17 protein-coding genes are annotated in these 20143 nt (G+C 42.9%); 9 read left to right on the top strand and 8 right to left on the bottom strand.

What is annotated here, in order from left to right; all coding sequences use genetic code 11:
* Window positions 1-70 precede the first annotated feature (70 nt).
* From matP to GZN30_RS05570, 3 genes are all read left to right on the top strand, one after another.
* Complete coding sequence (gene matP / locus GZN30_RS05560; RefSeq protein ID WP_075651972.1) at window positions 71-520, top strand: macrodomain Ter protein MatP; 450 nt, start codon at window positions 71-73, stop codon at window positions 518-520.
* Window positions 521-530: 10 nt separating this feature from the next.
* The gene (locus GZN30_RS05565) at window positions 531-842 is read left to right on the top strand and encodes a DUF3634 family protein (protein ID WP_075651939.1); all 312 of its coding nucleotides are present in this window, start codon (window positions 531-533) and stop codon (window positions 840-842) included.
* Window positions 843-2622: 1780 nt separating this feature from the next.
* On the top strand, window positions 2623-3627 hold the full coding sequence (locus GZN30_RS05570) for a substrate-binding domain-containing protein (RefSeq protein ID WP_075647965.1): 1005 nt from the start codon (window positions 2623-2625) through the stop codon (window positions 3625-3627).
* Window positions 3628-3687: 60 nt separating this feature from the next.
* Here GZN30_RS05570 and galM read toward each other — a convergent pair whose 3' ends face one another.
* From galM to mglB, 7 genes are all read right to left on the bottom strand, one after another.
* On the bottom strand, window positions 3688-4752 hold the full coding sequence (galM, locus tag GZN30_RS05575; protein ID WP_075647964.1) for a galactose-1-epimerase: 1065 nt from the start codon (window positions 4750-4752) through the stop codon (window positions 3688-3690).
* A gap of 16 nt (window positions 4753-4768) precedes the next feature.
* Window positions 4769-5920 carry a galactokinase gene (galK, locus tag GZN30_RS05580; protein ID WP_075647963.1) on the bottom strand — a complete coding sequence of 384 codons (1152 nt, stop codon included), beginning with the start codon at window positions 5918-5920 and terminating at the stop codon, window positions 4769-4771.
* A 32-nt stretch (window positions 5921-5952) separates the two neighbouring features.
* A complete protein-coding gene (locus tag GZN30_RS05585) occupies window positions 5953-7014 on the bottom strand; it encodes a UDP-glucose--hexose-1-phosphate uridylyltransferase (protein WP_075647962.1) in 1062 nt (353 codons plus the stop codon).
* Window positions 7014-8045 carry a UDP-glucose 4-epimerase GalE gene (gene galE, locus GZN30_RS05590; RefSeq protein ID WP_075647961.1) on the bottom strand — a complete coding sequence of 344 codons (1032 nt, stop codon included), beginning with the start codon at window positions 8043-8045 and terminating at the stop codon, window positions 7014-7016. The genes GZN30_RS05585 and galE overlap by 1 nt, the downstream gene beginning before the upstream one ends.
* A 231-nt stretch (window positions 8046-8276) precedes the next feature.
* Window positions 8277-9284 (bottom strand): galactose/methyl galactoside ABC transporter permease MglC, encoded by a 1008-nt coding sequence (gene mglC, locus GZN30_RS05595; protein WP_075647960.1) that lies wholly within the window; start codon window positions 9282-9284, stop codon window positions 8277-8279.
* An 11-nt stretch (window positions 9285-9295) separates the two neighbouring features.
* On the bottom strand, window positions 9296-10804 hold the full coding sequence (mglA, locus tag GZN30_RS05600) for a galactose/methyl galactoside ABC transporter ATP-binding protein MglA (RefSeq protein ID WP_075647959.1): 1509 nt from the start codon (window positions 10802-10804) through the stop codon (window positions 9296-9298).
* A gap of 139 nt (window positions 10805-10943) precedes the next feature.
* Window positions 10944-11918: a galactose/glucose ABC transporter substrate-binding protein MglB gene (mglB, locus tag GZN30_RS05605; RefSeq protein WP_075647958.1), complete on the bottom strand. Its 975-nt coding sequence runs from the start codon at window positions 11916-11918 to the stop codon at window positions 10944-10946.
* A gap of 655 nt (window positions 11919-12573) precedes the next feature.
* Between mglB and GZN30_RS05610 the strand changes: the two genes are divergently transcribed.
* The gene (locus tag GZN30_RS05610) at window positions 12574-15663 is read left to right on the top strand and encodes a beta-galactosidase (RefSeq protein ID WP_075647957.1); all 3090 of its coding nucleotides are present in this window, start codon (window positions 12574-12576) and stop codon (window positions 15661-15663) included.
* Window positions 15664-15745: 82 nt separating this feature from the next.
* Here GZN30_RS05610 and GZN30_RS05615 read toward each other — a convergent pair whose 3' ends face one another.
* The gene (locus GZN30_RS05615) at window positions 15746-16096 is read right to left on the bottom strand and encodes a hypothetical protein (RefSeq protein ID WP_075647956.1); all 351 of its coding nucleotides are present in this window, start codon (window positions 16094-16096) and stop codon (window positions 15746-15748) included.
* A gap of 259 nt (window positions 16097-16355) precedes the next feature.
* Between GZN30_RS05615 and ccoN the strand changes: the two genes are divergently transcribed.
* From ccoN to GZN30_RS05640, 5 genes are all read left to right on the top strand, one after another.
* Window positions 16356-17783 carry a cytochrome-c oxidase, cbb3-type subunit I gene (ccoN, locus tag GZN30_RS05620; protein WP_075647955.1) on the top strand — a complete coding sequence of 476 codons (1428 nt, stop codon included), beginning with the start codon at window positions 16356-16358 and terminating at the stop codon, window positions 17781-17783.
* 12 nt (window positions 17784-17795) lie between these two features.
* Window positions 17796-18416, top strand: coding sequence for a cytochrome-c oxidase, cbb3-type subunit II (ccoO, locus tag GZN30_RS05625; protein WP_075647954.1), 621 nt, complete (start codon window positions 17796-17798; stop codon window positions 18414-18416).
* Between the two features lie 10 nt (window positions 18417-18426).
* Window positions 18427-18600: a cbb3-type cytochrome oxidase subunit 3 gene (locus tag GZN30_RS05630; protein WP_075647953.1), complete on the top strand. Its 174-nt coding sequence runs from the start codon at window positions 18427-18429 to the stop codon at window positions 18598-18600.
* Entirely contained in the window at window positions 18600-19577 is a 978-nt protein-coding gene (gene ccoP / locus GZN30_RS05635) for a cytochrome-c oxidase, cbb3-type subunit III (RefSeq protein WP_075647952.1), read from the top strand. Before GZN30_RS05630 ends, ccoP begins: the two co-directional genes overlap by 1 nt.
* A gap of 84 nt (window positions 19578-19661) precedes the next feature.
* On the top strand, window positions 19662-20141 hold the full coding sequence (locus GZN30_RS05640) for a FixH family protein (protein ID WP_075647951.1): 480 nt from the start codon (window positions 19662-19664) through the stop codon (window positions 20139-20141).
* Window positions 20142-20143: the final 2 nt, after the last annotated feature.

Genomic DNA, 20143 nt, shown 5'->3' on the forward strand with positions numbered 1-20143 from the left:
AATGACTGTGGATTGTGAAAAAACTGACTTTGGGTTACGCTGTCACCAGAATGCTAACGGGTCATATAAAATGAAATATCAACAACTTGAAAACTTAGAATGTGGTTGGAAGTGGAAGTACCTTATCAAGAAATGGAAAGAGGGAGAAAAGATCACTCGCCATATTGATAGCAGCGAGGACAAAGTTGCAGTCGAGGGACTACTTAAACTTGAACACGAACCGACACGTGTACTCGAGTGGATTGAAGATAACATGGCGCAGGAGTTAGATAACAAACTAAAGCAAGCTATTCGTGCTAAGCGTAAGCGTCACTTTAACGCCGAACAAATTCATACAAAGAAGAAGTCTATCGACCTTGATTACCGTGTATGGGAAAAGCTTTCGTACCGCGCAGGTGAGTTAGGTTGTACCTTATCAGATGCGATTGAATATTTGCTTTCTGAAGCCTCTCGTAGTGAAAAAGCATCCCAAACCGTATCTAGTTTGAAGGAAGATTTAAGCAAGTTATTAGCGGATTAAGGAAGAACAAATGCTATATGTCATTATTATCGCGGCATTGGTGATCTTTTGGTTGGTAGCGGTTGATAGACCAGTCTTAAAGGTGACGTTTAAGCAAGGGCATATCGAGAAAGTAAAAGGACATTTTCCCAATAAGTTTCACCATAACGTACAAGAAATTGGTGAAAGGAATCCTTTTGATGGCGAGTTGAAAGTGTATCAACAGCGCACTGGTCCTAAGTTAGTATTCTCAAAACAAGTACCGAAAAAAGTGCAGCAACGCATTAGAAATGTGTTTCCACATCAAGGTTTTACCTCCAAATCGGGTAAGAAAGCAGGCTAAACAAACATCCTATACCCAAACAACTTGGAGATGCAGGTAGGCGACAAAGGAACAAAGCCTCTGAGCATAGATGGTCTATGTGATGAGGTTTGTTAGTGCCAGTCAACACCGCTGCAACTTCAAGTAGGACGGGTATAATCAAGCATCATCGCGCAGCTTATACATGACATAGTTATGTTAAATAAGGGCGCGATTTTTTGTATCTGCTATTATGCTTTTAATCTCACACGATACAACAATAGGCGAGTTCCAGCATTGGCTGTATAAGAATAGTCAGGGTGACAGTGTAACAACGGCTAATGTCATTGCAATCAATACAATGCGCAGAATCGTTTGTACGTTGATACTGTTAAATGACTGTTCCGTAAACAACCCGGTAGTCTTAGCGAAATAGCGAAAGGATTTTGTGTAGGTCTTAGAGTCATGGAATGCACAGCATTGATACCGCTAGACGTTATAGATAAATCCGCTGAGATAGTCGGGTATGAGATTTTATCTCCTTGAACACCATTGCGTGACGACGTAACACTTTCTTTAAATTAAGAAACGCCACGTGTTATACAATTTAAAACAAACTCTTTTGCATTCATTATTGGCAAATCAAGCAAGTCTGACATTTCGTCGTGATTCAATGGAATAAAAAGCAGTTAGTGTAAGAGCAAACAGCCAAAGGTATTGTTGTCATTGAGCTCACGAAAATCTATCTTGATTGCGTAAGGAGCTGAAGACTCTAGCCAGCGTTTAGCATCGAGAAATCACATAGATAACGACTTAAATTTTAAATCCAAAGGCTTATAAGCAGACCGCGCTAAGATAAAGGCGGTCATCGAAAAACAATCCTGATAGATACAGAGCGACAAGTTGAGAGCATAGAAACCGATTTGAAAATCAACATCGCAGTTATAGGTACGACCGATGAAGAGTTTTAGTAACTAGCCAATATCTATGTTGGATAAGTTTAAGATGAAGAACGTGAGGAATTGAAGCCGATAACAATCTAAACGTGCAGTTTTTTTGGAGCGCTATCGAGAAAGCATCTATCAAAAGAAAGTGATGCTGATTAGCGAAAAACAATCACGGTTGACGCAGTCGCAAACAAACTATGTTCAAAAACACAGAATGTCGCAATTAGTAGACACATGAAGAACGACGCACGAAAGCAAAACTTAGCCACATTTATAGCGTAGAAAGCGACGATTTGGCGCCAAAGCCATGATAGTATTTCGAGATACCTTAGTGCGCATTATGTATATTATGTTAAATATGGTATTTATCTCGCTGAGGTTGCAGTGCAATTCGCTCCCTTCTATTCTCTGATTCACTATTGAGACTTAACATAATTGATTTACCATAAAATACTTAATAATCATATGGATATCTAAAGATTCCAAATTGATTATTAAGATCGCTCTGAGTTAATCATCTAACTTAGATTTATCTATGATGCTTTACAACTGCTTATTTGGTTCGTGCTTGTTGATGAGCTTTAATGAGTCACCAGTTTTGTCTTTGCTATCATCGGTAATGCGCTTGGTTCGTTCTGCTAAGCTAAGCCATGTGTCAATTTGCTAGCTTGAACTTTTATTGATGTTAATCTGAGATAACCCATTATGTGTGGACATGATGATCTAAGCTTTGATGCTATACGTTTTCACTAAAAATATTCATATCTATCAGATAAATAACTACAGAGGTCACTCTAATGATAGCGCTCTATTGCGCTGTTTTCACAAAGCGTGTCTAATGCTGATATGTGAGCAATTCTAAGGTGATCAGTCAAATGGCTACGATCAAAGATGTCGCGCGAGAATCTGGTGTTTCTGTCGCTACGGTCTCTCGAGTAATAAATAAATCTCCCAAAGCTAGTGCTGCTTCTATCGAAGCTGTGAACAACGCCATGCGTAAACTGGGTTATCGACCAAACGCCGCGGCTCGTGCTCTCGTTAGCCAAAGCACTAACACCGTGGGCGTTTTAGTTAGCGATGTGTCCGATCCATTCTTTGGTACGTTAGTTAAAGCGGTTGATCATGTCGCTCACGAAAATGGTAAGCACACTTTAATTGGCAATGGTTACCACAGTGCCAATGAGGAACGTAAAGCAATCGAACTGTTGATTAACAGTCGTTGCGATGCTTTAGTGATTCACTCTAAAGGTTTGAGCAATCAAGAGCTTATTGGTTACGCCAATGAAGTTAAAGGATTGGTGATTATCAACCGTCATATTCCTGAGATTGCTGATCGTTGTATTTCCCTAGATAACGTTAAAGGCGCGTACCTTGCCACTGAGTATTTAATCCGGCATGGGCATCGAAATATTGCTTGTATTGCGTCGGCACACAGCATTGAAGATACTGAGCAACGTATCCGTGGTTACCAACAAGCGCTTGAAGATCATAACATCACACTACCCAAGACTTATATCGAATACGGAACCCCCGATGGCGATGGTGGCGAAGACGCCATGACCAGTTTATTGACCAAGTCGTTGCCAATTACCGCTATCGTCGCATACAACGATAATATGGCAGCGGGCGCTTTAGTGATCCTAGAAGAAAACTGCATTGATGTGCCGAGCAAAATATCAATTATTGGGTTTGATGATGGCTTAATTGCTCGTTATGTTCACCCTCGCCTCACCACTATTCGTTATCCTATCCAAATGATGGCAGAGAAAGCGACAAGGCTCGCTTTACAACTCGCGCAAGACAAACCTGTAGAAAGTGAACCGCTGCAGTTCTCTCCTACTTTGGTTCGCAGAATGTCTGTCGAACGTGTTTTGTCATAACCTCTACCTAAGAAAAATCCCCCCAATAATTGGCGTCCAACTATTGGGGGGATTTTTCCTTTAATGGTGGACATCAAATTCATACACAGTCGTGTATTGATATGTGTCACCTGGTCGCAATATACAATCGGGTTGTTGCCACTCAGGATGGTTGGGCGAGTCCGGTAAGAACTGCGTTTCTAAAGCCAAACCTGCATAATCATCATAACAAGTTCCACTTCTATTTGGCGTCACCGATAACCAATTACCTGTATAGAGTTGCAGTGCCGGTTTGTTTGTATAGAGCTTTAAGCTGAGGCGTTCATCTGGTGAAACAACTTTTGCTGCGATGTTCTGTAAGTTGGTTACACTAGGGTTTAGTAAATAACTATGATCATATCCTTTAGATGGTTTTTGTTGCTGATCTCGTAATAAATCCGCTTCAATTCGTTTCGTTGTTCGAAAATCAAACCCTGTCCCTTCAACACTGCATGGTTTGTCCAATGGGATGCCAACTGAATCGACCGGAAGGAAGTTATCTGAATCAATTTGAACCAAGTGCCCTTTACAATCGTTTCCTGACTCTGCACCCAGTAAATTAAAATACGCATGATTGGTTAAATTAACGGGCGTTGGCTTAGTCGTCTTAGCTTCATAAGAAATGATAACCTGATTTGTATCAGTCAGTTGATACTTAACGGAAACCGACAGTCTGCCAGGAAAGCCTTGATCCCCATCTTCTGAAACCAAATCAAAGATGACATGACTCGCGCTGTTTTCTCTGACGTACCAGCGATAGAGATCAAATCCAGTTTCGCCGCCATGGAGAGTATTGCCTGCTTGATTGGTCGTAGTTTTGTATCTTATACCATCTAATTCGAACTCGCCTTTGCGGATTCGATTGGCAAAGCGACCGATGGTCGCCCCCATATAACATGACTGTTGATAAAACTGTTCGAGCGTTTTAGTGCCAAGCAAAACTTCCCGAGGCTCATCGTTTATCATCAGCTCACATGACAGCCACGTTGCACCGATGTCCATCAATATAATCGACATCCCTAAACTGTTTTCTAAACGAATCAGTTGGGCTAATTGTCCATCAGTTGCATTATGTCTAGTCATTGACTCTAACAAGAGTTTATTCATTATTTACCAACCCTTGCTATACCAGACCAGCGCCATCACTGGCTTGGCACACATAGATTGTTTCTTTCAACCCCGTTTTTTCATAGTATTTGTCGGAGACATTTTGTTTTACGACTTCGACCAATTCCGGCGGAACAAGCGCGACCACACACCCGCCAAACCCACCCCCGGTCATACGCACACCACCTCGATCACCGATGACTTCTTTTACTATCTCAACTAAATAATCGATTTCTGGCACCGTGATCTGAAAGTCATCGCGCATGGATGCGTGTGACTCTGCCATCAATTCGCCTATCCGTTGTAGATCGCCATCTTTTAGCGCGACAGATGCGGCTAAGGTACGTGCATTTTCGGTGATGATGTGACGCGCTCTTTTGGCGACAACTAGTTCGAGCTTTGCTTGTTGCTGTTCGAACTGCTCAATTGTGGCATCCCTAAGTGCTTTTACCCCCAAAGAGTGCGCTGCTTGTTCACATTGTTGACGGCGTGTGTTGTATTCGCTATCAACTAATCCACGCTGTTTGTTTGAGTTGATAATCATCACTGCCGCATCTTCCGGCATGGGTACCGCCAGAGTATCCAACGTTCGACAATCAAGTAACATCGCGTGTTTAGCACGACCTTCCGCGGATATCATCTGATCCATGATTCCGCAATTGCAGCCGACAAATTGATTCTCTGCCTGTTGTCCATTAAGGGCTATTTCTGCTTGGCTAATTTCCAAATTATAGAGCGCTTTAAACGTTTGACCGATAACGACTTCGAGTGACGCCGAAGAGCTTAATCCTGCCCCTTGAGGAACATTGCCGCTAACTGAGATGTCTGCACCATTGAGTTTATAGCCGCGTTGTATCAGGAAATGTATGACCCCACGAATATAGTTGGCCCACATTTTTTCTTGCTCAAATTCGATTGGCTGCGTGATGTCGAATTGGTCGGTATCGTTGTCGTAATCACAAGCTATTACTCGTACGATTGAATCGTCGCGTTTTGCGGCTGCGACAACAGTTTGATAATTAATAGCACAAGGTAAAACGAAGCCATCGTTGTAATCGGTGTGCTCGCCGATCAAATTGACTCTTCCAGGCGCTTGAACGATGTGGGTTGGAAGATAACAAAATACGGCTTCAAAGGTATTTTTCACATTATTGATTAGCTCTTGCATAATCTTTCTCTCAGTTCTGTCGAAATAGGTTGTCACGACTTGATGGATTCTTTGTAGTGGATACCGCTCGTGTCACGTAAGCGCTGCGCGGCTTGTTCAGGCGTTAAGTCACGTTGACTCTCGGCGAGCATTTCATACCCAACCATGAACTTCTTCACTGTAGCGGACCGAAGTAATGGCGGATAAAACAAGGCATGTAGCTGCCAGTGATCAAGGTTTGTGCCTTGCTCAAAGAAAGGCGCATAGTGCCACCCCATGGAGTATGGGAATGAACACTGGAACAAATTGTCATAACGTGTCGTCAGTTGTTTGATTGCCATCGCAAGGTCATCTCGCTGAGCGTCACTTAAATCATTTAAGCGGCGTACGTGTGCTTTCGGTAGAAGCATCGTTTCAAATGGCCATGCCGCCCAATAAGGGACAAGAGCTACCCAATGCTGTGTCTCAACAACAATACGCGTGTTGTCCTTTAGTTCAGCGTTAACATAATCGACCAGTAAATTGCTATTGTGCTGCTCAAAATACTGCTTCAGATGTTTGTTCTTTATTTCGATTTCATTAGGTAAGAAGCTGTTCGCCCAAATTTGTCCATGCGGATGAGGCTGAGAGCACCCCATCGCTTCCCCCTTATTCTCAAAGGCTTGAACCCAAATATACTCTTTACCAAGCTCCTCAATCTGCTGATCCCAAGTTTCTATAACGCCTCGGAGCTCTGTCGTTGATAACTCGGGTAAAGTTTTGCTGTGATCGGGGGAAAAGCAAATGACTCGACTCAATCCACGTACGCTTTCCAGTTTGAATAATGCACTGTTATTGAGTGGTGCCGCTGGGGTGTTTGGCATCAGCGCAGCAAAGTCATTGTTAAAGACATAGGTACCAAGATACTTAGGGTTAGATTCACCCGATATGCGTTGATTTCCCGGACACAAATAGCAGTGAGGATCATAACTCGGTAAAGTTTGATGCGATACTTTCTCGTCATGTCCATTCCAAGGGCGCTTGGCTCGATGAGGAGAAACTAACACCCACTCGCCTTTCAATGGATTGTAGCGGCGATGGGGATCATTCAAAGGGTTAAAGGTATCTGATTTCATCATTGTTCACACCCGTTCTCAGAGGTTAAGTAGCCATTAGGGTTGTTACTTTGCCAATGCCATGTGTCTCGTGTCATTTCTTCAATGGTACGTGTGGCTTTCCAACAGAGTTCGCGTTCTGCTTTATCGGTACTTGCCCAACATTCAGCGATATCGCCAAGACGACGAGGAGCGAGATTAAATGGAATAGGTTGTTGACTCGCGAGTTCAAAGGCATGGACCATTTGCAATACACTGGTGCCCGTGCCTGTCCCTAAGTTAAATATGTGCAGCCCTGCTTTTGAGGTCATTTGATTGATGGCAGCAATATGACCATCAGCGAGATCCATGACATGGATGTAGTCGCGAACGCCGGTGCCATCGATGGTATCGTAATCGTGACCAAACACCGATAACGCCTCACGGCGACCAATGGCAACTTGTGCAATATATGGCACTAGATTGTTTGGAATCCCTTGCGGGTCTTCGCCTATTAGACCTGATGGGTGCGCGCCGATAGGATTGAAGTACCGTAATAACGTGATACTCCAGTTAGACGCTTGCCCCGCGTGATTTTGCGCGTCAATCAAATCAGACAGGCATTGCTCCACAATAAATTTACTGCGTCCGTACGGGTTTGTGGTTGCACCTACTGGTGTATCTTCCGTAATTGGAATCGTTTGTGGTGACCCGTACACAGTTGCGGAAGAGCTAAAAACCAGATTACGCACGTTAGCACGTTGCATCGCCCTCGCAAGAACCAATGAACCATTGACGTTGTTGTCGTAATACTCAAGGGGTTTAATCACCGATTCTCCAACAGCCTTTAAACCTGCGAAATGAATCACCGCATCTATTGTATGGCTGTCGAAAATTGAATTAACTTGATAGAAATGCGGTTTGGTGCCTGTAAGTAGTTCAATTCTATCGAGTACTTCGATGTGCGAATTGCACAAATTATCAAGGATAATCGGAATAAAACCCTGGGTGATCATTTGAACACATGTATGACACCCGATATATCCTAAACCACCGGTAACAAGAACTTGCACACTAACCTCGCTTTCGTGTCGTCCACGACTTAGATGGAGAAAGTAAATTCTTAACTGATTTAAATTTTATCGCTGCTTGTACGCTTATTCTGTGAGGATTGACTCAAAGTGTAAACGTTTCCACTAAATTGCAAAATGGCACCAGAAAAACAGTGATTAATAAGCGTAGAGGAATAAAAAAGGCAAAGCGGATAACCCACTCTGCCTTGAGGTAACCAAGTTCGGTCGAGACTATTTTTTATTGGCGTACTTCATTGAGTCCAATGCAACCGCAAACACAATGATCGACCCTTTGATGATGTATTGCCAATACGGACTGACGCCAATGTAGGTCATACCGTAGTTGATAACAGTGAAGATAAGAACACCCGTTACAACACCTGCAATACTACCAACACCACCGGCAAAAGAGACCCCCCCAACCACACAGGCGGCAATCGCATCAAGCTCGTATAAGAAGCCTAAGTTGTTGGTTGCACTACCAATCCGTCCTGCTTCGAGCATACCGCCAAAGGCATAGAAGACGCCGGAAAGCGCATAAACTTTTAGTAGTGTCAGTGGTACGTTGACACCAGATACCTTCGCCGCTTCCGGGTTGCCACCGACGGCAAAAATATTTTTACCAAAGACCGTTTTATTCCAAAGTACCCACATGAAAACAATCGCGATAATGGCGTAGAAGGTTATGTACGAAAACCTAAAGTCGCCGATTCGAATAAAGCCTTGGGTAAACTCAGAGAAACGGGAATCAAAACCTGCGATTGGTGATGCGCCAACAGAGTCGTAGTAAAGCGAGTTAATACCATAAACAATGATCATGGTACCTAGCGTCGCAATAAATGGCGTCACTTTAAGGTACGCGATAATCACACCGTTCAACAAACCAATAATCGCGCCAACAAAACACACCACTAGAATAACAGCAACAATTGGAATTTCACCAATACTAGGGAATACTTTGTTCACATTATCAACGGCTTGCAGCAAAGTCGCAGACAATACAGCAGCCAAACCTACTTGGCGCCCTGCTGACAGGTCGGTACCTTGCGTAACAATCAAACCGGCAACACCTAAAGCGATAATTACGCGCACAGATGATTGAGTTAATATGTTACTCAAGTTCCTTAAGCTAAGAAACGACGGTTCTTGAATTACGATAATAGCAAGCAATATTAATAATACTGCATAGATTGCACCTTCTTTTAGGTACTTTAACGCGAAATTTTTTGCCACATCCATAATTAATTCCTTTACAGATAGCGCGATGCCAATTCTAAGATTTCGTTTTGAGATGTTTCTTTCGTATTAACGGTGCCGGCTAACCTACCGTTACTCATAACCATGATTCGATCGGTAATACCTAGTAACTCAGGCATTTCTGAAGAAATAATGATGATGCCTTTGTTTTTCTTCGCTAACTCTAAAATCAATTGATAAATTTCATACTTAGCGCCGACGTCGATGCCGCGTGTTGGTTCGTCTAGCATTAATATTTCTGGTTGAGTAAGTAACCATCGACCAATAATGACTTTCTGCTGATTCCCACCTGATAAAGAGCCTATTTGTGTCTCATGAGATGGCGTTTTTACCCGCATCGAATCAATCACCCATTGAGTATCACTACGCATCTTTTTGTTACTCAGTAGACCAAGACCGGCTTTATACTGATCGACATTTGCCACTAAAGAGTTGAAGGTAATATCGAGGTTACCGTAAATTCCAGTTGAGCGACGCTCTTCCGTTACCAGGGCAAAGCCATTGTTAATCGCTTCGTGTGCATCACGGTTTTTCATATCTCGACCATGAAGCTTGATGGTGCCACCACTTCGCTCACGAACACCGAAAATGGTTTCCACAATATCGGTTCTTCGAGAGCCAACAAGTCCCGCGACACCAAGGATTTCACCTGCTTTTAACTCGAAAGAGATATCTTGAATAGATGGCTGATTGAGAGCCGTGAGATTATTTACTTCAAGAATGACATCTTTAGGCTGGTTGGTTTTTTCTGGGAAACGCTGAGTTAACTCACGACCGACCATCATGGCTATGATGGCATCCATTGTGAGTCCTTCTAGTGGTCGCGTATCTACCCACTGTCCATCTCGAAGAACGGTTATTTCATCACAAATAGCAAAGATTTCTTCCATTTTGTGTGAAATATAAACCACACCACAACCCTTATCTTTCAGCTTTTTAATAATGCTAAATAGATGGTTAACTTCTTTTTCTGTTAATGAGGATGTGGGTTCATCCATAATAACGATCTTTGCGTTATAGGAGAATGCCTTGGCTATCTCAAGCATTTGCATTTGAGAAACCGAGAGAGTTTTAACTTTTACTCGAGGATCGATATCAATATTGAGTTCTTCAAAGATTTCTTTGGTATCTAAATACATTTTATTGTGGTCAACAAACAGACCTTTTTTCGGATATCGACCAAGCCAGATGTTATCCATAACACTGCATTGTAGAACTTGGTTCAATTCTTGGTGAACCATTGAAACACCAGACTCCAAAGCCTCTTTAGATGACTTAAAGTTTACGTGTTCACCCAAAAATACAATATCACCTTTGTTTTTTTCATAGATGCCAAATAAGCATTTTAATAATGTTGATTTCCCAGCGCCATTTTCACCCATCAACGCGTGTATGGAGTGAGGGCGAACCCTTAGGTTAACGTCGTCGAGTGCTTTCACTCCGGGAAACTCTTTACTTATTCCTGTCATCTCTAACAAGAATTCATATTTTTGGTTATCCATAAACGTCACTTTATATAAATAATGCACAAAATTTGAATAGCAAAGTTCGCCACTGGCGGTTTTGCAGCGTTAACTATTCGTTAGGTCTTTTATGGATAGCACCTGAGTGCTATCCATTTGGTGATTACTTTAGAGTGAATTATTGAATGGTATCTTTATCTACACCAACATATGGAACGCGCACGACTTTGTTGTTCATTTTCCAACTCGCGTCGATTGGAATCGCGTCACCGTTTGCTAGAGTGCGAATGAGTTCAAAAGTTGCCTGTGCTTGCGAGTTTGCATCATTTAGAACCGTACCAGCCATTTCACCGCTTTTAACCATGGCAATCGCTTCGCTTAATGCATCAACACCAAATACAGGTAAACTGTTACCTGCCCCTTTTAGTGATTCAACCGCACCCATAGCCATGCCATCGTTGTTGGCAATAACGACTTCAATCTTGGTGCCATTAGGACCGGATAGCCACGCATCCATCTTATCCTTCGCCATTGCGGTATCCCACATGCCGGTATCCATGTGCAGTTCTTCCGTTTTTATACCGTTCTTATTGATAGTTTCGACTGAGAACTGAGTACGAGCTTCCGCGTCAGGGTGACCAGGCTCACCTTTAAGCATTACATACTGTAATACACCATCACCGTTTTTATCCCACGCACTGTTTTGTTTCCAATGCTTCGCAATCAATTCACCTTGAATGACACCTGATTCTTTAGAATCCGTACCCACGTAGTAGGCTTTGTCGTAACTTGCCATTGCTTCTGCACTTGGTTCCTTGTTGTAGAATACGACTGGCACATCATCCATCTTAGCTTTACTGATGATACTTGGCGCTGCTGCAGGATCGACAAGGTTAATCGCTAAGGCTTTGACACCTCGAGCAAGCATTACGTCCACTTGGTCATTTTGCATCGATTGGCTGTTTTGGGAATCATTCATTAAAACGCGAGTATCTGGATACTTGTCTGCTTCTTTTTCGATAGCTTGGCGAACTAATGACATAAAGTTATCGTCGTATTTGTATACGGTCACACCAACTGTAGTATCGGCAACAACCTGTGTTCCAAAGGTCATGCTTGCGATAAATGTAGCTAAAACAGTGAGTTTTTTCATCGAATAAGTCCTATATGCGTAAGGTTAGAGTTTATTGTTATATCTAAATATGGATTAAAACTTATCTATGGTACTGCTTGATGGTAACGTTTACCTAAGCGAATTATAGGATGGTCGAAGATAAATAATGTGATTGAAGACGAAATTCTGTTCGAATGTGTCGCTGAGGAAATTATTTGTATCAATAATATGAATGTAGTAACACTTTCTTGCGAGCAACATCCAAAAATGTATCTGGTATTGATTCCGAGATGCATTATTAAGATATTGATTTTCAATCAATATTAAGTTTCATCGATGAAATTTTGTGACCTTTTTATCATCTTTGATTAAGGGACATAGTTAGCGTGCTAACGATAAATTGTACTGTCTATACGTTGTTGGTTTTGCTGGAGACACAAGCGGTACGAAGACTTTTGATGAGACATAGTGCTCTTTTATGAATTGGCTACGCATGTGATTTCATTCGCCATCTATCAGTTGATTTTTTAGTTTAAAAACAATAATTAACATGGTGATTGCCCTCACGAATTGTAAACTTCACTTATTCGTAGTTCAAATAACAGATCCTTACCAATGTAAACGCTTACACTTAGTGCTATTGTTTTGCCTGTAAAGCAATTGATCGCTTAGTTCAATCATCGGGGCTATTAACATGGAATTTCACTCAGTATTACAACGGCGAGATTGGGAAAATCAACAATCTGTTAGTATTAATTGTATGCGAGCGCACAGCCCGCTAAAGAGCTATCGCTCGATAAGAAGCGCTCTCGAAGATGAGCAACGGCAAGTTCGCTCATTAAATGGATTGTGGAAATTTCAACTGTTCTCTTGTCCAGAAGATGTCGACTCTGCGTTTATTGACATAGATTTTAATGACTCGCAATGGCATCAATTACCTGTCCCTTCAAACTGGCAACTGCATGGATTCGATAAGCCGATTTATACCAACATCAAATACCCATTTCCCGTAGAGCCCCCATTTGTTCCCAAAGATAATCCAACCGGGTGCTATCGCACTTCTTTTTACATCAGCGCAGCAGAACTTTCAGAGACTCAAAGAATTATCTTCGACGGAGTTAATTCAGCGTTTTACCTCTGGTGTAATGGAGTGTGGGTCGGTTACAGCCAAGATAGCCGACTGCCAAGCGAGTTTGATTTAAGTGAATATCTTATCGAGGGAAATAATCATCTCGCGGTTATGGTGCTACGTTGGAGTGACGGTAGCTACCTTGAAGACCAAGATATGTGGTGGTTAAGTGGCATTTTCCGTGATGTTAGCTTGCTAGCCAAACCTAAAAACCTCTGTATTGAAGATGTCTTCATTACCCCTGACTTAGATGCATGTTATCGAGATGGTGATATAACCATCAAAACGACCCTCTCTGCGGCGGGAAACCACACCGTGCAGGTGCAATTATTCGATCAAAATAAAGCGATTACTGCCCCTCATCGCTCAGCGACCAATAATCGCCGTATTGATGAACGAGGAGGTTACAATGACGTTATATTCCAGACTCTACACGTCAAAGAACCGCAAAAGTGGTCAGCCGAAGTCCCTTATCTGTATCGTTTAGTCGTGTCATTACTTGATGAGCACGGTCAACATGTCGAAACAGAAATCTACCCGATTGGTTTTCGTAAAATAGAGATCGATAAAGGATTACTACGTTTAAATGGTCAGCCTCTTTTGATTCGAGGAGTCAACCGACACGAACACGATCCCATTCTTGGTCATGTTATGACGGAAGAATTGATGATTCGTGACATCTGCTTAATGAAGCAGCATAATTTTAATGCTGTCAGAACAGCCCATTACCCAAATCATCCTCGTTGGTATGAACTATGTGATGAGTATGGCTTATACGTTTGCGACGAAGCCAATATAGAGACCCATGGGATGACGCCTATGAACCGTTTGTCCGATGATCCTTGTTGGGCTCACGCTTATATGAGTCGCTATAGTCAAATGGTTCTCCGAGATAAAAATCACCCCTGCGTAATCATTTGGTCACTGGGCAATGAGTCTGGGCATGGAAGCAATCACGATGCTATGTATGCTTGGTCGAAGCAGTTTGACCCTTCGCGACCGGTTCAATATGAAGGCGGCGGTGCCAATACCAGTGCCACCGACATTATTTGCCCCATGTATGCCCGTGTTGACGCCACTATCGCAGATGAAGCCGTGCCTAAATGGGCAATCAAAAAATGGATTTCGTTACCCAATGAGCATCGCCCGCTTATCCTTTGCGAATACGCTCACGCGATGGGAAATAGCTTAGGAAGTTTTGCGGATTATTGGCAGGCATTTCGAGACTACCCTCGACTTCAAGGCGGCTTTATCTGGGATTGGGTTGATCAAGGCTTGGGTGTAAAAGATGCCCAAGGTACGCCATATTGGGCATATGGTGGCGATTTTGGTGATGAGATTAATGACCGACAGTTCTGTATTAATGGCTTGGTGTTTCCTGATCGCACTCCTCATCCCACTTTAGAAGAAGCCAAATTTTGCCAACGTATGATCCGAGTGGATATGCCCCATCAATCTGATTTCCGCTGCCGCTTAATCATTACCAATGAACACCTTTTCCGACCGACTGACAACGAAATACTGGTATGGACGCTGTTGGAAAATGGTCAAGTGGTTCTCAGTGGCGAGTTTGGCTTAGCCATTGAACCAAGCGGTAGTTTAGAAATTGAGCTTGAATTCGATTATCAAGCGCAACTAGGTAAAAAGTATCATTTATCGGTCGATGTCAGCTTAGTCCACTCGACCATTTGGGCAGAAACAGGTTACACCGTAACTAGCGAGCAATTTGTCATTTCTAATCCGAAAGGACTACTTGTTACAACTGAGTATGAGCGACCTCCTTTACTCCATGAAACTGATGAAGAGTTTGTTGTCGTGACAAGTGATGCCAATACGGAATGGCGGTTCAACAAACTGAGCGGGTTATTAACTGCCTGGCAAACCAACCAAAAAGAAAAATTACTCTCGCCTCCAATCGATAATTTTTATCGCGCCCCCTTGGACAACGACATAGGCACCAGTGAAGCTGACTTCATCGATCCAAATTCTTGGATTTGTGCGTGGGAACAAGTGAATTTGAGCCTATGGGAGCAGCAATGCATTCGATGTCACGCAACTCTTCTCACCGACTCGATACTCATCAACTCTGTGTTTACCTACCAATCAGATTGCCAGGTTCATGCAATCACTGATTGGACATACCTTTTTACTGATTCAGGAAAAGTGCATCTAACCGTCAAGGTGCAGCTGTCAGAAGCGCTGCCTCCACTTCCTCGTATTGGTTTCGAAGTCGAGTTGCCCTTGTCTTCTCATGACGATGAGCAGATCAGATGGCAAGGTCTGGGACCATTTGAAAATTATCCCGACCGCTTGTGTGCAGCGCGCTATGGAGACTATTCTCTGCCTTTGAACGAAATGCACACGCCGTATATTTTTCCTACTGAAAATGGGTTACGCTGTAACGCAAATTACCTAAAAGTCAGTGGATTAAGTATCGAGGGTGATTTTCATTTTTCTGTCAGTCGATACAGTAACCGACAACTTGCCAATGCGCGCCATACCAATGAGTTACATCCTCAAAATAAGGTGTTTTTGAGGCTAGACCATAAGCATATGGGAGTTGGTGGGGATGATTCTTGGAGTCCTAGCGTCCACAAAGAGTATCTTTTGACAGATAAACTTTATGGCTATCAAGTCACGTTAAGCGTAGTTTGAACACACCGATTAACGATGTCCACCTTTACTTAAGGTGGACATCCAGCCAAAACCTACATCAAACAAGTGCAAGAACGCTTAATTATTCGAAAACTAATTCTGTTAAGTAAACTTGATCTGAGCTTTTATTGATAAATTCAAGTGAGTGTTTCGAATTGAAGGGGATTTCCCATTTATTTGGACTTTGTGAACGAATCCCCTCGCCTTTAATTTCCCACAGTTCATTTTCCGAGCTAATCGCTATTTTTTCTCCCACAACCTTGACCTCAAACACACTATCGTTAACTTCTACTTTACAAATTGAATTAAGGTCGCAGTTCACATTTTTTACATTTTGATAATTAAAAGTTCGCCAGAAAAACGCCACAATTAGTAGTGTTAACATGATGATTATTTGAACAAAACGTCCTTTCGTTAGCTTCTGAGCTGCCATTTCGGTGTCTTCTCCGTGTAACAAACTTCAAAGTTTTAAAATAAATAACAAAATCCAGACCAGGAGTAAGGTTACTTCCCTGTCATTAAATTGTTAATTGAAGTATTATTTGGCACTGAAAATGCCACTTTTATTAAAGATCGCTAAGATTATTTAACCTAGCAATGAGGTCAAGTATTTCAAAGCAATTTTGGGTGGCATTACGACATGTGTCGTGTTGGAAGTAAAGTGTAGTAATTAGAATTGGAAGCATGCAAATATGAGCCAAGAAAAGCAGCTTGAACAAAACTATAACTATACCGTCGTTCGTCAATTCACCTTAGTAACTATTCTATGGGGTATTGTCGGTATGGCAGTTGGTGTTTTGATCGCCGCTCAATTAGTATGGCCACAGTTAAACTTTGATACCCCGTGGCTGACGTACAGTCGTTTACGTCCACTGCATACTAATGCGGTTATTTTTGCGTTTGGTACCAGTGCTCTGTTCGCAACATCTTATTATGTTGCGCAGCGTACCTGTCAGACGCGTTTATTTGGTGGACCTCTGGTCCCATTTACCTTCTGGGGTTGGCAGGCAATTATTTTAGCCGCCGCCATTACTCTGCCTTTGGGTTACACCTCCGGCAAAGAGTATGCAGAATTGGAATGGCCTATTGATATCGCAATCGCCGTTGTTTGGGTCTCTTACGCAATTGTGTTCTTTGGAACCCTAATCAAGCGTAATACTTCCCACATTTACGTAGCAAACTGGTTCTTCGGTGCATTTATTATCACCGTTGCAGTTTTGCATATTGTAAACAGTATGGCGATTCCTGTTAGTGCCGGTAAGTCTTATTCGATTTATTCTGGTGCCGTCGATGCCATGGTTCAATGGTGGTATGGGCACAATGCGGTAGGTTTCCTTTTGACTGCTGGTTTCCTAGGTATGATGTACTACTTTGTACCTAAGCAAGCAGAGCGCCCTGTTTATTCTTACCGTCTATCTATCGTTCACTTCTGGGCGTTAGTTTCATTATACATTTGGGCTGGTCCTCACCACCTACATTACACCGCTCTACCTGACTGGACTCAGTCACTTGGTATGGTAATGTCGCTGGTACTATTTGCACCATCTTGGGGTGGCATGATCAACGGTATCATGACGCTATCTGGTGCGTGGCACAAGCTTCGCTATGACCCTATCTTGCGTTTCTTAATCGTATCCCTATCTTTCTACGGCATGTCGACTTTTGAAGGTCCAATGATGTCGATTAAGACGGTTAACGCGCTGTCGCACTACACAGACTGGACGATCGGTCACGTTCACTCTGGTGCACTTGGTTGGGTTGCAATGGTTTCTATTGGTTCGGTATACCACCTAATCCCTCGCCTATTTGGTCAAGAGCGCATGTACTCTGTGGGTATGATTAACGCGCACTTCTGGCTAGCAACAATCGGTACAGTTTTGTACATCGTTGCGATGTGGATTTCTGGTGTAATGCAAGGTCTGATGTGGCGTGCAGTTAACTCTGACGGCACACTAACATACAGCTTCGTAGAATCAGTTCAGGCGTCTTACCCGTTCTATACAGTACGTTTCATTGGTGGCTTCATTTTCCTAGCCGGTATGTTCCTAATGGCGTACAACGCGTACAAGACAATCACAGCACCTAAATATAGCCTAAAAGCTATTGAGCAACCGGCATAAGGAGATTTAAGAATGAGTTCAAATTCTAACAATCGCCATGAAATTGTCGAACGTAATGTCGGTTTACTCGCGATTCTAATCGTGTTTGCTATCAGTTTGGGCGCATTAGTAGAGATCACTCCACTAATTTTCCAAAAGCAAACCACTGAGCCTGTAGAGAACTTACGTCCGTACACCGCACTTGAAATGGAAGGCCGTGACGTATACATCCGTGAAGGTTGTAACGTATGTCATAGCCAAATGATTCGTCCTTTCCGTTCTGAAACCGAGCGTTACGGTCACTACTCAGTGGCTGGCGAGAGTGTTTGGGAGCACCCATTCCTATGGGGTTCTAAGCGTACAGGTCCTGATCTTGCTCGTGTAGGTGGTCGTTATTCTGATGAATGGCACCGTGTACACTTGATTGATCCACGTGAACTAGTGCCTGAATCAAACATGCCTGGTTTCCCGTGGCTTGAAGAAAACGTTCTTGATGGCAAAGATACCCAGAAGAAACTCCAAGTATTTCGCAATCAATTTGGCGTTCCTTACACAGACGAGCAAATCGCAAATGCGGCGAAAGACGTAGAAGGTAAGACAGAGATGGATGCAATCATCGCTTACCTACAGTCTCTTGGCCATGCAATGAAGTAAGGAGGCAATTATGGATATCGGTACTATTCACAGTATTTGGACCATAGTTCTGTTTGTTAGCTTTTTAGGTGTGGTTTGGTGGGCTTACGGCAAAAGTCGTAAATCTCGCTTTGATGAAGCCGCAAACCTTGTTTTCGCTGACGAAGAGCAAACGCCCACGAAAGATCAAGGAGTGACCAAGTAATGACGACATTTTGGAGTCTTTGGATAATCATTATCACGGTCGGCACTTTGCTTGGCTGTGCAGCCCTTCTCTACTGGTGCCTAAAAGATAAAATGGGCGTTGAAGAAGGTGCTGACATGGGACACGAGTACGATGGTATTCGTGAACTAAACAACCCATTACCTAAATGGTGGACTTACCTGTTTGTAGGTACGTTCGTTTTCGCTGCGATTTACCTAGCGCTCTACCCTGGCTTAGGTAACTTCAAGGGCTTTTTAGGCTGGCAAAGCTCGAACCAAACCGTTCGTTCGCTGGAAGAGTCTAAGTTGGCGATTGCAGACGCACAAGAAAACAAACTGTTAAACCAATACGCGAAAGAGCTGGATGACGCTGATGCATACTTCGGCGAAGCGTTCCGTCGTCTTGCTTTTGTTGAAGGCACGGAAGAGCTAAAAGCTATTCCAGACATTGCCCAAGATCCTGAAGCAATTAAAGTAGGTCAACGTTTATTCCTACAGAACTGTTCTCAGTGTCATGGTTCTGATGCTCGTGGTTTAACTGGTTTCCCTAACCTGACAGATGGTGCTTGGCTATACGGTGGTGAACCGCAAGCTATCGTTACTACTGTAATGCAGGGACGTATCGGTCAGATGCCAGGTTGGCAAGCTGCTCTTGGCGAGCAAGGCGTACGAGAAGTGGTTAGCTACACGCTAAGCTTATCTGGTCGTTCCGTGAATGCTAAAGAAGCGGAAGCGGGTAAGACCAAATTTGCAGTATGTGCTGCTTGTCATGGTACAGATGGTAAAGGTAACCCTGCTGTAGGTGCTCCAGATCTGACTGACCAATACTGGTTGTTCGGTGGTAGCCGTGCGGCTGTAACTGAAACAGTTATGAATGGTCGTTCTGGTGTTATGCCTGCGTGGAAAGACATTCTGGGCGAAGATAAAGTTCAGTTGGTTTCCGCGTACGTGTGGAGCCTAAGTAACTCAGATAAATAGTAACATTTCTAAAACAGCCCCTTTCGTAGGGGCTGTCATTTCGCTAAATTATTCCTACTTACATTTTCATTCGAGAACTTTTTTATGGTAAAGCCTTGGTATAAGCAGTTTTGGCCGTGGTTTCTAATCGCACTTCCTCTAACGGTTGTTGTGGCGGCGTTCATAACCTTGTCTATTTCTATCAAAAACTCCCCATCCTTAGTCACTGAGGATTACTATAAAAAAGGTAAAGGGATCAACATCGACATATCTAAGGTCAATGCAGCTAAAGATCTGAACCTCAAAGCTAATATTGTTTCCGATGGTAGTGATATCATTATCCAGTTTGATAAAGGCAATATGCCTCATTTCCCTGCTCTTTCCGCGATGTTTGCTCACCGCACTTTGGCAGATAAAGATTTTAGTCAGTTGGTCACTTCAGACGCTTCTGGCAACTACCGTATTAAGCTAGAAAACGCCATTGAAGGACCATGGTTTATTGAGTTGACTCCACACGATAAAGCGTGGTTAATCCAAGGTCGAGTGAACTTCCCATCTGAGATAGCTACTGTATTAATGGACTAAAC

It is taken from the genome of Vibrio ponticus, assembly GCF_009938225.1.
GTDB classification, from domain to species: Bacteria; Pseudomonadota; Gammaproteobacteria; order Enterobacterales; family Vibrionaceae; genus Vibrio; species Vibrio ponticus.